The sequence below is a fragment of the Sorangiineae bacterium MSr12523 genome (assembly GCA_037157775.1).
In the GTDB taxonomy this organism is placed as follows: domain Bacteria; phylum Myxococcota_A; class Polyangia; order Polyangiales; family Polyangiaceae; genus Pendulispora; species Pendulispora brunnea.
In genome coordinates this window covers 1,662,603-1,675,667 of the sequence record CP089982.1, presented here as the reverse complement: position 1 = coordinate 1,675,667, position 13,065 = coordinate 1,662,603, and the positions used below count along the sequence as shown (strand labels likewise).

Annotated in this window: 12 protein-coding genes; 3 read left to right on the top strand and 9 right to left on the bottom strand. The window is 63.6% G+C overall.

Annotated elements, in window-relative coordinates; translation table 11 throughout:
- Positions 1-4 precede the first annotated feature (4 nt).
- The 9 genes from LZC95_06605 to LZC95_06565 form a co-directional block, all read right to left on the bottom strand.
- Positions 5-1,582 carry a serine/threonine protein kinase gene (locus LZC95_06605; protein WXA96509.1) on the bottom strand — a complete coding sequence of 526 codons (1,578 nt, stop codon included), beginning with the start codon at positions 1,580-1,582 and terminating at the stop codon, positions 5-7.
- 21 nt (positions 1,583-1,603) lie between these two features.
- Positions 1,604-2,212, bottom strand: a complete 609-nt coding sequence (locus tag LZC95_06600; GenBank protein ID WXA96508.1) for a hypothetical protein — start codon at positions 2,210-2,212, stop codon at positions 1,604-1,606.
- 3 nt (positions 2,213-2,215) lie between these two features.
- Positions 2,216-3,100 (bottom strand): hypothetical protein, encoded by an 885-nt coding sequence (locus LZC95_06595; protein WXA96507.1) that lies wholly within the window; start codon positions 3,098-3,100, stop codon positions 2,216-2,218.
- 30 nt (positions 3,101-3,130) lie between these two features.
- Positions 3,131-3,655, bottom strand: a complete 525-nt coding sequence (locus LZC95_06590) for a hypothetical protein (protein ID WXA96506.1) — start codon at positions 3,653-3,655, stop codon at positions 3,131-3,133.
- 10 nt (positions 3,656-3,665) lie between these two features.
- On the bottom strand, positions 3,666-5,774 hold the full coding sequence (locus LZC95_06585; protein ID WXA96505.1) for a S9 family peptidase: 2,109 nt from the start codon (positions 5,772-5,774) through the stop codon (positions 3,666-3,668).
- 44 nt (positions 5,775-5,818) lie between these two features.
- A complete protein-coding gene (locus tag LZC95_06580) occupies positions 5,819-6,862 on the bottom strand; it encodes a hypothetical protein (GenBank protein ID WXA96504.1) in 1,044 nt (347 codons plus the stop codon).
- A 19-nt stretch (positions 6,863-6,881) separates the two neighbouring features.
- The gene (locus LZC95_06575; protein ID WXA96503.1) at positions 6,882-7,667 is read right to left on the bottom strand and encodes an alpha/beta fold hydrolase; all 786 of its coding nucleotides are present in this window, start codon (positions 7,665-7,667) and stop codon (positions 6,882-6,884) included.
- Positions 7,668-7,702: 35 nt separating this feature from the next.
- Positions 7,703-7,963: a hypothetical protein gene (locus LZC95_06570; protein ID WXA96502.1), complete on the bottom strand. Its 261-nt coding sequence runs from the start codon at positions 7,961-7,963 to the stop codon at positions 7,703-7,705.
- A gap of 110 nt (positions 7,964-8,073) precedes the next feature.
- Entirely contained in the window at positions 8,074-8,874 is an 801-nt protein-coding gene (locus LZC95_06565) for an aminotransferase class IV (protein ID WXA96501.1), read from the bottom strand.
- Positions 8,875-8,946: 72 nt separating this feature from the next.
- Between LZC95_06565 and LZC95_06560 the strand changes: the two genes are divergently transcribed.
- The 3 genes from LZC95_06560 (at position 8,947) to LZC95_06550 (ending at position 13,035) form a co-directional block, all read left to right on the top strand.
- Positions 8,947-10,296 carry an AgmX/PglI C-terminal domain-containing protein gene (locus LZC95_06560; GenBank protein ID WXA96500.1) on the top strand — a complete coding sequence of 450 codons (1,350 nt, stop codon included), beginning with the start codon at positions 8,947-8,949 and terminating at the stop codon, positions 10,294-10,296.
- A 121-nt stretch (positions 10,297-10,417) separates the two neighbouring features.
- A complete protein-coding gene (locus tag LZC95_06555; protein ID WXA96499.1) occupies positions 10,418-11,788 on the top strand; it encodes a hypothetical protein in 1,371 nt (456 codons plus the stop codon).
- Positions 11,785-13,035 (top strand): GNAT family N-acetyltransferase, encoded by a 1,251-nt coding sequence (locus LZC95_06550; protein WXA96498.1) that lies wholly within the window; start codon positions 11,785-11,787, stop codon positions 13,033-13,035. Before LZC95_06555 ends, LZC95_06550 begins: the two co-directional genes overlap by 4 nt.
- Positions 13,036-13,065: the final 30 nt, after the last annotated feature.

Here is a 13,065-nt window from a genome sequence, read left to right as displayed (position 1 = left end):
CTCTTCACCGAAGCGGGCGGGCATCGGCGTCGCGAACTACGTCGGCGTAATTCAATTTGACGACTTCGCCGGTATCTTGCTTCGTCCGTATTTCGATTTTGCCGTCTTCGCTGATGTAGTCGAGCCACGTCCACTGCGAGTAGCGCTCCTTCAGCGAATGCACGGTCGACTCGCCGTCGAGTCGCACTTTGACGGGCTCGCCGAGGCGGTCCAGCACGAAGCCACGCCGCCCGTCGTAGGTCGAATAATGCCCGAGCAGACGGCTTTTCTGAAAATCGGTCAGAACGCGCGCGGGCTTCGCCGACGGCGCGGGCTTTCGCGCGCTCGCCGCTCCAACAAGCGCCCCCCCGGCATCCGTCCCCGCGTCGACGTCCACCGACACATTTCCCGAGTCGGCCACGATCGCGGTCGCACTCGTGGCCGGGGCGGGCGCGCTCGAAGGCGCCGCCGTGGCCAATTGTGGCGGGTGACGCTTCACCCACGCAAGCATGAGCGCGGCCCCCACGCACACCGATGCGAGCACCAGCACGAAAAGCCCCGCCGCCATCAGCGCGATCCGCCCGCGCGATCCCCGCACGGTCTCGGGCTCACGCGGCGGCGGCGGCGATACACTCGGCAGCGGGACCACCTTTTCCGCGGGCGCCACCCACCCCACGTGCGCGTTCAACGTCGATTTGTCCGCGAGAAGCTTGCTCGCGCGCTCCACACAGCGCTGCCACTCGCCCGTGCCAAACGGCGCCAAGGCCAGCGCCAATTCCGCCACCGTCGCGTACCGCTCGTTTGCGGCCTTGCGCAAGCAACGCAGGATCACTTGCTCCAGCGCCGCCGGCACCTCGGGGCGGAGCGCGTGGAGCGGCGCCGGCTCACGGTGAATCACCGATTCGAAAATCTCGGTCATCGAGGCGCCGTCGAACGGCGGCGAGCCCGCCAAAAGCTGGTACAAAATCGCACCGAGCGCCCACACGTCGGTCCGCTCGTCCACCTGTTTGGCCGAGCGAAATTGCTCCGGCGACATGTAGCGCGGCGATCCCATGATCGACGTCGAACCGGTGAGGGACAAATCGCCCTCCACGTTCGTCGCCTTGGAGATCCCGAAGTCGAGCACCTTGATGATGGGCGCCGCCCCGACGCGGTTCGCGAGAAAAAGATTCGACGGCTTCAAGTCGCGATGCACGACATTCTGCGCGTGCGCCTCGGCAATGGCATCGATGGCCTGAAGCACGTAATCCACCGCCGTTCGAGGCGCCAACGTACCCTGCTCGCCCAGATCGTGCCCCTCGAGCAGATCCATGACGATGTAGGGCACGCCCGTTTCGAGCGTCCCCGCGTTGAACACGCGCACCACGTGATCGCTCTGCAACTTCACGACGATGCGCGCCTCGCGCATGAAGCGCCCCACCGGCTCGCTCTCCGCCAGCGCGAACCCCGAGAGCACCTTGATGGCCACGCGGTGCTGCAGCTCCGTATCCCACGCAGCAAGGACCGCGCCCATGCCACCGCGCCCCACCACCTTCTCCACGCGGTATCTCCCCAGGAGAATCACCCCCGGTTCGAACGACTGCAGGGAGGCCCTCAGCGTCATGCCATCGACGTTACCATACGCTCAACGACGCAAAACGAGTCCCAGAAGCGTCACGGTATCGATCGAGGCCCAGTCGGAAATGGGCTTTCCCACCTCGACGCGCACGCGTTGCGAGCGTCCGGTGCAGGCGCGAAAGCCCTCGTAGTGCCACGGGCGCCCGGCCAAGTCGTAGCCGCAGCCGCCCACGTGCCCGGTCCACTTGGTGGGCGAAATTTCGAAATCCAGGGGCGCGCCGCCGGCGAGGCCGCGCACGCGCAAGACACCCCCGGGCGCATCTTCGACGTCGAGGTTGAACGGCTGCTTTCCGTACAGACCGCGCGCGCTCGTACCGTGGAAGGTGATGTTCACCGGGCGATCGTACACGCTGCCCTGCAGCATGCCCGAGTCGTCGTGCGAATCGGACGACCCCGGAGGGGACCGGTGCACGTTCACCACGGACCCGAAGATATTCCCCGACGGATCCACCGATGCGGTCACGGCGCCGACGCCCTCGAACCACACGCTCAACCCGTCCTTGGTCTGGCTGGGATCGGCCGGGCCGCTCGCCAGACTCGAGGACGACGCACACCCGGCCCCCGCCACGACCAAAAGAATCGCAAAGCCAAGACGAGAGCCGAATGTGCTTTTCATGATTTAGATCTCCCCGTAGGCACGCGACACGAGGCGGCGCGCCACCGATTGAATGCCCGTGTGTTCGAAATAATTGGTCGAGATGTCGAGCACCGCCGCCACGGTATCGAGCTTGGCGTCGGCCACGTCGACGTAACCCTTGATGCGATCGAGCAAGCCTTCGCGCGACATGCCCTTCTCGGACACGAACCGCTCGATGTTCCCGCGCGACTGTTCCAAGGTGGAGCTCACCAGCTGCTTCTTTTCGGCGAGCCCGCCCGGAAGATACTCGGCAATCTTGGCAAAACGGCTATTTTCGCCGAGTTGGTTCTCCGTGAGCTCGCTCACCTTCCCCAGCAAGGTGCTCATGAAGTCGGGCCCCAGCGGGATGATGCAATCGAACGCGAGCCACGCCGCAAAGCGGATCGCATCTTCCTTCGCCGCATTGGCCAGCGACGCGGCAAAGTCGCCCACGCTGTCGCCGGGCAGGCCGCTCGAGTAACAGAATGCGGCCATCTCGGCGACGAACTTCACCGACGCGTCGATGGCCTGCGCCGTGTCCGGCTTCGGCGTGATCTTGTCGAGAAAGCTCAGAATCTTGAACGACTCCCCGAGGGCGTGCGTGAGCGAGGCCGCGCCCGCCGCGCCACCGATGTGGTCGACGAGCTGGTAGATGTCCACCGCCCGCTGATAGCCCTGACCGGAGTCGTTGTAGAGCATGATGGCGCGTTCGCCGATCTTCTGAATGAGCTCCTGGTCCTCCTCCCCCGTCACGCTCTTGATCATCTCCTCGAGGCTGGTGATGTTCTGCCATTCGCCCGGAACCAGATAATCGAGCCCTTTGAGGACGGTGGTGGTGACGTTCGTCGTCGGCAATTCCTGCAGGAGTTCGTGAAGAGGCTTGCTCATGATGGGTTTCCTCCCTCGTTTTGCTGCTCGTTACAGCTTGGCGATGCCGTTCAAATCGAACTTCGAAAAGAGTGCCTTGCGGGCGCTGGCGTCGAGCGTCTGACTCGATATTTTGACTTGATATCGATCTTTGACCAGTAGCGCCGATTGATTCTTTCCCACTGTGACCAAAGGATAAGAATCGACCTTGTCGGTCGACTTGGCGAATTTCGCCTTCGCCTCGTCGTCGTTGACCGAATCGGCCAGGCTCAGCGTGGCGACGTCTTTGCCGTCTTTTTGCAATTTCGCCTCGGCAAAGCCTTCTTTTTCCTGGGTGAAGACACGTTTGTAACCATCCGTGCCGTCATCGGGAAAAAGCTTGTTGAACGCGGCACCTTTCGTCTGCTTCACCTCGGCGACGGGAGGCAGGCCCGCTTCTTCGCGGGCCTGGGCCCTTGCCTCGGATGTGGTCGTCGCGGCGGCTTGGTCCCAGCGGGTTTCTTTCTTACATGCCGTTCCAAAAACCGCCGCCGCGCATACTGCAACAAGGATGATCGTGCGCCTTATGCCATGCATGCAGGCGATGCTATCGCTTTTTCGAAAGCGCAGCCTCGAGTCCGTACACGCTGCTGGCGCCAGCGGGGACTTGCATGCTTGAGCCCTGGAAGTCGTCACCTTCGGGCTGGTAGCTACCCCCGAGGTGCTCGGCCAGGAACACTTCCGTCACGGAGAAGAAGCTCAAACGGTTCTCCGGCCGCTGGAAGCCGTGCCCTTCGTCGGGGAATACCACGTACGTCACGGGTAGGCTCTTCGCCTGCATCGCCTTGACGATCTGGTCGCTTTCTGCCTGTTTCACGCGCGGATCGTTTGCGCCCTGCCCGATGAGCAGCGGCTTCGTGATCGCGTCGGCCTTGGACAGCGGGGAGCGCGACATCAAAAATTGCTTCCCCTCGTCCGTGCGCGGATCGCCAATGCGCATGACGAAGTCGTTGAAAATGGCGGACCAGTAAGGCGGAATCGAATTGAGCAACGTCACCAGGTTGGACGGACCGACGATGTCGACGCCGCAGGCGAAGACGTCGGGCGTGAAGGTGAGGCCCGCCAGCGTCGCGTAGCCTCCGTAGCTTCCGCCCATGATGGCGATCTTCTTCGGGTCGGCGACCTTGGCGTCGACGGCCCATTTCACGGCGTCGAGCAGATCGTCGTGCATTTTCTTGCCCCACTCCCGATCGCCCGCGTTGACGAATTTCTTCCCGAAGCCGGTCGACGAGCGAAAGTTGACGCTGAGCACTGCGTAGCCGCGGTTGGCCAGCCATTGATGCGACGAATTGAGCCCCCACTGATCGCGCGCCCAAGGTCCACCGTGCACGAGGAGCACCATGGGAACGGGCTTCGACGGCTTGCCCGTCTCCTGCGGATCGACGCTACGCGGCAGGGAAAGGTAGCTCACCAGCTCGAGGCCGTCGCGCGCCGGAATCACCACGGGATGCATGGGCGCGAGGTCGAGCCCCTGCAGGTACTTGCGGTCCACGAAGAGGTACGAGCCCCGCTTCGTGTTGCGGTCCCAGAGATAAAAGGCCGTGGGGCCGTCGTCCTTCAGGAAGGACACCGTCCACTTGCGGCCGTCGCGCGATTGGCTGAGCACCGTGATGTCGCCCTTGGCCACTTGCGCGAGGGCGTCGAGGTCCGCTTGCACGGACTTGTCGAGTGCATGCCACACGCGCCGTTCGCGGTTGGTCATGACCGCGAGCGGCTTCATCGTCTTGGGGTCGACGATGTCGCCCTGCGCATCGCTCTTCGGATCCTCGAAGAGCACGGCGCGCTTGCCGGTGCCCACGTCGACCGCGGTAAAGGCCGCCGTGTCGCGATCGCGGCTGTCGCGCAGGTACAGGGTTTTCCCGTCGCGGTTGAACCAAAGCGGGTCGGTCGTGCCGGCGTCCTCGCGCCCGACCTTGATGAAGCTTTTCCACGTGGCGTTCTTCCCCGTGCCCGTGCGGAGGAAGATATCGCGGCTGCCATCGGCATTGTATTTCTGGCCGATGCGCAGCTTGGCATCCTTGTCGAGAAGGAAGTCCTGGTAACCGTCGTTCTCGTAAAGAACGGTGACCTTGCCGGTCTTGATGTCGATCAGGGCAGGGTCCATCCACTTCTTGTCACGCTTGTTCATTTGCACGAACAGCGTGGTGGGGTGCTTGTCGAACGTATCCTGCAGGTCCGTTCGCACGCCTTCGTACGGGGTGAGGTCCTTCTCCTGCCCCGTCTTCAGGTCGACGACGAAGACATGGAAGTTCTCGTCGCCGTTTTTGTCATTCTGATAGAGCACGTGCTCGCTGGTCTCCGCCCAGCGCACCTCGCGCACGGGACGCGTGCGCTCGTGGGTGACGACCTTGGCCGCGGTCGGATCCGACGCGGGCGCCACCCACGCATTGAGCACCCCTTGATCCGGCGCGATGAAGAGAACGCGCTTTCCGTCGGGGCTCACACGCGGGGCGGCATGGTCAGGATTGCCGAACAGGACCTTGCGCGCAATCAAGGTCCCATCGGCATGCGGAGGCGGCGGAGCAGGCGGGGCCGGTGGCGTAGCCGGCGCAGCCGAAGCGACAACGGCCGAGGGGGCGGCTGGCGGAGGCGCCGAATCTCCACACGCGACCAGAGCGGAGCAAGCGATGGCCAGTGCAAGCGAGCGACGGATCATGCGCACGGACTTCAGCATAGGGCCGCCCCAGGTCAAGACCCCAGTCAGTGCGGCGGCTTGCTTGGCTGAAAGTTGGTCTGGACGCCCATGCTCATGGCCATGTTGCCTGTCGACCCATCGGATGCAGCGACCGACATTTGCAGATTCGTCGACAGGCTTACGACGGAGTTGGGGACGAGCTTGTCGAAGACGACGTCGGTCTTGCCGTCACCCGTGGAAAGCATGCTCTCCAGGTGGACCTTCGCGCTCGGCAATTTTTTGAGCTTCATGGGTTGGCGCGGCGCATTCTGAACGAACGAAACGCGCGTGGACATTCCATTGGGCCGAAGGTTTTGCAACGTATGCGTCGCGGTTTGGGTCATGCGAAATGCGGGGGTGACGAGCTGGGTCTCCACCTCCCACACGGCCCCTTTTCCGGCCTGCTCCTCGGGAAGCGGTGAACTCATCTGCCGAAGCGAAGAGCGCATGTTCTCGAGCGTCTCCTGCATCGCATCCGAGGTGTCGGGCGGCACGACGAAGTCGGCCTCCTTGGTGATGCCACGAGACGTCACGACGGCGTAGCCTTTGAGACCGGTGAGCTTGCCCAGCTCCTGCTCCAACTTTTCTCGGATGGCCGGCGCCACCACCACGTCACGCAAGACGGTCAGTTTGACCATTTCGAACTCGTAACGGAGATCTCCGTCGGGGCTCACGCTCTTCGGGTCGATGCGCATCGAGACCCGCATGGTGGGCAAGGGCGCGGCCTTTGGAACGTCATTTCCCAAGGCGACGCCGATGGCCATTTTCATGTCCATTTGGCTCCACTGCGAGGGGCCCACCGAAAATCGGTAGCGAAGCGCCTGCCGCGGGGCGGCGCCGGGGGAGAGCAGGCGCACCTTGGGAGGCTGCGGGGGCGACGCCGGCGTCTCGGATTCGGGTGCGGTGTCGAGCGGCTTGGCGTCGGCCTTCGTCTCCGGGCTTCCTTGCGAGCCGTTTCGGACTTCGGTTCGAGATGCGGCCACGGGCTCTGCGGGAGGCTTGGACGCGCTGCCACCGCATGCCGCAAGGGCCAGACCGCACACGAGCGCGCGGTACGTGAGAATGCTCATCTTCGGGTGGGCCTTTCGATCAATGGAAAAGAAGAACGTCGAGGACCTGCTTCGGGTCGTCGCCCATGGGCATGTGTCCGCAGCCGCGCAGGGAAACGTGGCGTGCGTCGGGCAGTAGGCGCCGGGCGCGGCGTGCTTGATGCGGAAAGAGAAGATAGTCGCGCGTTCCCCATGCAATGGTCACGGGAACACGAAGCTCGTGGCCATTGGCGAACGCGTACCCCCGCACGCGGTCCAGCGTTTCATCGAACGCGGGACCATCGAGAAACGCCGCCAGGTCGAGCAGCGCCTCCTCCGGATCCATGCGCGAAGGATACGCGACGAACGGCCCTGCGAGCAGGCCCCGCGCCCAGTTCGAATGGGCCAGCCTCGGCCCGAGGGGACGCGCCCGCCGGCCCAACGCGCGCGCCGTCTTCAACACGAACCGCGCGTAGGTATTTTCAATGGGGATCCAGAACCCCGCCGGCGACAGCGCAGTGGCCGAGCGCACGGCATTGCGGCGCGCGAGCTCCAGTGCGATGGCTCCGCCCAGCGAATTGCCCGCGACGTGAGGCCGATCGAGCCCCATGGCCCGTATCCACGCTTCGACGGCGTCGGTCAGTGTGGGAATTCCCGAAGGCGTCCCTTCCGGAAGAGGAGGCGACGCCCCAAAACCGGGCAGGTCGATGGCGAACACGTCGCGCTGGCGCGCAAGCTGCTCCACCACCGGCCGCCACACCCCATGGCGACTACCGATGCCGTGAATGAGCACCAGCGGTTCGCCGGAACCTTCTCGATGATAGTGAAGCTCGGATCCACCGCCCATGGAGAGCAGCGTACCCGATCTTCAGGCGGTGCGAATCAGGGGCAGATGCACGATCCGTTGCACGCATAGGTGCGGTAACACCCCTGCTCCGAGCCGCATGAGCCTTCGCACTGCAGCCGGGTGCCGTAGAAGCTGACGTCATCGCAGGTCCACTTGAGCGGACAAATTTTGGCCTGCTCGGTGACATTTTCCTGGACTTGGACGTCCGTCGGTTCAGAGCTCTCGGGATCGGCAGCGCTGCTGCACCCGACGAGAAGGCATACGAGAACGGCAATGGAGGATCGAACGAATCGCATGGCACGGCTCCTTTGGTAAGAGAGAAACGGCAGCGCTTCGCACAATCCCATTTGCAGTACGAAAGTGGATATCACTCATTCGGACGACACATTGTCGCCGGCCGACAATCTCATAAACGTTCGGTCGGATGCTCTTGGTGGCATTTCGTCAATGTGGCCATCAAATCCGGGGCCACGGTAAATACCGTGTCGTCGATGCGTGCAATCGGTTGGACGATTTGAACGGTATTGGTCAAGAAGGCACATTGGAACGATCCGAGATCCTGTAGGTGGACCTCGCGCGTTTCGGAAGGAATTTTCCGTTTCGCCAGGCCGAGTTGCACGAGCTGCATGGCAACACCGGAAAGCGCAGGGGCACTCGGCCAGACAATGCGTGCGCCGTCGAAGAAACCAATGTTCCAGACGGAGCCCTCCATGATGCGCCCCTCGGAGTCGAGGAATAGGACATCGTCCCAGCCCTCCGCAATGGCGCGGCGACCGTGCTGCATGACACCGAGTCCAATGCCAATGTGCTTTACCGATGGCAAGAACCGTTCGAAGCGCGTCGTTCGGACGCGCGGAGTCGTGCCGGATGGCTCGCGCGGTGCGCCCACGGTCACGAGGCAATCCACCTCGGTCGGTGCGCTCCGGCGGGCAAGCCAGTCCATGTTCCGGGGGAACACGTTGACGCGCATCGTCGCCTCGGTGCTCGTGCCGAGTGCATGACGCATGTGGCGGCGCACCTCGTCCGGATCGATCTCGCAACCGAGCAGCTCCCGCGTGCTCTCCTGAAGGCGCCTGAGATGCAACCCCAGTCCACGCACACCGGCGTCGCGCACCTGCATCGCCGTGTAGTGGCCATAGGGAACCCGCCCCAAGATGGAGAGGTCTTCCACGCCCACGGGTGCACCATTCAGCTCGTATCGATCCATGGCGAGAGTCATAGGGCACTTTTTTTTCTTCGACGACCGAAACCTTCGGCGAAGTCGCCTGTCTGATTGCGCATGACGACGGAAACGATGGATCGGGACGACCTCGACGTCATCGAGGCTATTTTGTCGTGGGGAGGCGATGTCCTGGAGATGCGCCATCTGCCCATGGGCTCGGCGGTCTCCATTGGAGAACATGCATACTGCACCTTCTTCGCGCCGGCCTCGCAACTAGGGACGGATCTCGCGTTGGTGCTCCCCGGGGGTAGCGCGTTGGCGGAACCACTCGACGCGGATTTCGGCCCGTTCCACGTTGCACTGCGCGCCGTGCCTGCGGGGCGGCGCACGCCGCTCGCCGCACTCGCCAGCTTGAGGGACAGTGCGCTCGGCGGCGTGGGAACGTCCTTTCTCATGCACGGCGTGATCCTGGGCGCCTTGGCGCTGTTCCTTCCGTCGCTCACCGCCGACGATGACGTGTTCATCGCGCGCGACCGCATCGAGACCATGCAGAAGTACCTCGCGGGTGCCGCGGAGCGTGAACGCGACAATATGGAGGATGAAACGGCGGCACGCGACAGCGCCCGGGAATCGGAGCCCGCCGGAAAACCGGCTCCCGGCGAGCCGGGCCTGATGGGCCGCGAAACGGCGCCGAAAACCGATGCGCATTGGAGCGCGCGGGGGGATGCGACGCCGCAAGATGCCACCCTCGCGCGTGAACGCGATCTCACCTTGGCACGCGAATTCGGCCTACTCGGGTTGCTCGCGACCTCGTCGCTGTCGGATCCCGATGCGCCGATCACGCCCTGGGGATCCCTTCCGAACGGCGCCGATGCCGAGAGCCATCTGGGCGCGATGTGGGGCTCCAATCCCGGCGAGAACTTCGGTATCGGCGGCCTGTCGCTTTCCAGCGTCGGGGAGGGTGGCGGCTGCCCGCCGGGAGCGCCCAATTGTGGCCAGATCGGTCTCACCAACATCGGAGACCTCGGACGCGGGCTGCGCGATGGCCGGGGCCCATGCATCGGACCCAATTGTGGCATGGGCAACGGACATGGCCCGCTCGGCGGAGGGCACCCCGTGGGCGCGCCGAATCCGCGACCCTGCGGAGACAAGGCGTGCGGCTTCGAAGCAACGGGCCGCATCCCGCCCGAGGTCATCCAGCGCATCGTCCGGCAAAACGCGGGCCGCTATCGCGCATGCTACGAGCTAGGACTGCGCAACAATCCTTCTCTCAACGGCCACGTGCGCGTCAAATTCGTGATCGATCGCGGTGGCGCTGTGTCGATGGCCCAGGACAGCGGAAGCGATCTCCCCGACGAGAACGTGCGCAGCTGCGTCGTAAAAAGCTTCTACGCCTTGGCATTCCCAAGCCCCGAAGGTGGCACGGTGCGCGTCGTTTATCCGATTATGTTCAATCCGACCGAATAAGTAGGAGTTGAAGAATTTGAGTAGTGAACCTGTCCTGGTTCCCCCCCTGTGAAGAACGGGACGCAGTACTTGAAATCCGAATTGGCCGACATATGCATGTTTGACCAAGATGACTCCGACGATGGCCCAAGGCCAAGCTGGCGCGCCCTCGGAGGCGGTTGCTCATTATCATGAGCTGCTGAACGACGGGCATTGGGAATCCACCTACGAGCTGGTGACGCAAGGGGGCAAGGAGCGGCAGCTTCGCAGCTACGGTAAGCCGATTGCTTCGTGCCTTCGGCCTTATTTCATGGATCCCGAGGCCTATGCCTCCTTGCAGCGCGCCGCCTCCCTCGTGCAGCGCGCGGTGGTCACGCTCGGCCAGCGGATCATCGAAGATGCGACCCTGCGACGTCGCTTGCGGCTCACGCCGGACGAGGACGAACGGGTCACCCTCGAGGCAAAGCCGGTCGAGCCTTATGCGCGCCTCGATGGCTTTACGGGGAAGGACGGTATCGTCCGATTCCTCGAATACAATTCCATTCCGGCGGGACCGCACCTCATGCATCGCATTGGGCAGCTTTTCGACGAGCTGCCCATCATGGCGGAGTTTCGCAAGCGCTATCGCACGCACTACATCGAGACGGAGCAGCGCTTCGTTCCCGCGTGCGTGCGCGCGCACCGCCAGCGCGGAGGCACCGGCCTTCCCAACGTGGGGGTCGTGGCATCGGGCGGTGCATTTTCGAGCGACATCAACCAGGTGTGGTCCGAGCATATTTTCATGATGCAGGCCGCCATGGAGGCCAACCTCGCCGTGCGCCTGCTCGAGCCGGAATCGGTGGAATACCGAAACGGGCGCCTTTACTCGGGCGATTTTGCCATCGATTGCATCACCTATCTCGATTATCCCGATTTTCTGCGCGCCTTTCCCATGTCGCATCCCTTGTGGCGCGCCATCCGCGAGGGCTCGTCGTATTTCCTCGGGTCATTCGCACTCACCACCGCGCGCGGCAACAAGGCGCTCTTTGCGCTCCTCACCGATCCCGAAATCGTCGCCACCTTGGAGCCCGAGGTGCGGGAGGCCGTCGTGCGCCACGTGCCATGGACGCGCGTCATCGAAGAAGGCCGCACCGAGTACGACGGCAACCAGGTCGATTTGCTGCCGTTCATCGCGAAGCATCGCGAACGATTCGCCTTGAAGCCGACCAACGTCGAAGGTGGCAAAGGCGTCGTGTTGGGGTGGCAGTGCGATGAGGGAACGTGGGAAACGGCCCTTTCACGGGCGCTGGGGAGCGCGCACGTCGTGCAGGAACGCATTTACCCCGGGCGGGCCACCTATCCATCCGTGCACGACGGCAAGCTCGTATTCACCGAGCGAAACGAGGATTGCAATCCATTCCTCTGGAACGAGGCCGAGGTGGAGGGATGCTTCGTTCGCCTTTCGGCCTCGGAAATGCTCAACCTGCAGCAAGACGGCACCCTCGCGCCCCTCTTTTTGGTCAGAGCGGCATGACCGTGCACACGGACGTGGTTTCCTCGCTGGCCTCGTACTCGGACGCCGAGCTGGATCGGGTGACCGAGGACGCGAATGTTGCACTCGGCCGGCATTGGTTTCGCTTGCTCGACGCGCTGGATCTCGGGCCCCTCGTGGGCGAGACCGTGCGTATTCAATACGTGGTGGCGCGGCAGAACGGGGAGCTCGTCGCGGTTTGTCCCTTTTTCATCGCGGTGCATCCGTCGGTTCGTTTCGTCAACTCGTTCGAAAAAGCCTTCTTCACCGGCATGGAAGACGAGCTGCGCCGCGCCACCAAGGTGACCCCCGAGCAGCTTCGCTGGTTGATGCGCGCGCTGGGCTTCTACCGTCAGCTCCTACGCATGGTGCGCGTGCGCACGGATGGCTGGGTCATCGCAGTGAGTCCCCTCACCTTCCGCGGCGGCATTCCCACCACGCCCATGGTGGCCTCGGAAAGGCGCCGCGTGCAAACGGAGGTCCTCGAGCGGCTCAAAGACGTGGCCGGCGCGCGCAATTTGCCATTGGCCCTTTTCTGCGTGCCCGAGGAAGACGAGCCCCTGCGCGAGACGGCACGCGCCTGCGGCATGGCGGAGCTTTTTCTCACGTACGACATGTACATTCCGCTCTCGGGCAAACGCATCGAGGATTACATCGCCGCGCAACCACCACGTCGCCGCAAACGCGGTAAGCTGCAGCGCGAAATCAAGGCGCCGCAACGCACGGGCGTCACCGTGGGCCGCACCTCGAATTGGGCGGCCTTGTCCTCGGAGATGACCGAGAGCTACGAGGCACTCTATTCACAATACGGCGATCACTTCGGCCACCCGCCGGCCTTTTGGGAATCCCTGGAGCACCACCTCGGCGACCGCGCCGAGGCCTTGGTCGCCCACCACGACGGCGAATTTCTGGGTTTCTCGACGTACTTCCACGACAAGAAGGGCGACTTGACGGTATACCGCGTCGGCCGCCGCCCCATCGACAAGGCCGATGGCATCTATTTCAATTTGGTCTTCTACGAACCGATCAAACGCGCCTACGAACTGGGCTGCCGCCGCGTCTGGGTCGGCACCGGCGCCTTCGACACCAAATTGCACCGCGGCGCCTCCGGCCATCCTTTGTACGGTTACATCTGGATGCCAACCCAGCGCGCCCGCCTTTTGCTACTGCCCTACATGCAACGACTGACCGACTACGTGTCGAAGCAACTGCACTACGTCGGCCAACCCGCCACGGACGACGCCGCATAACGACCGCGAGCCGGATCGAACTGACGCACT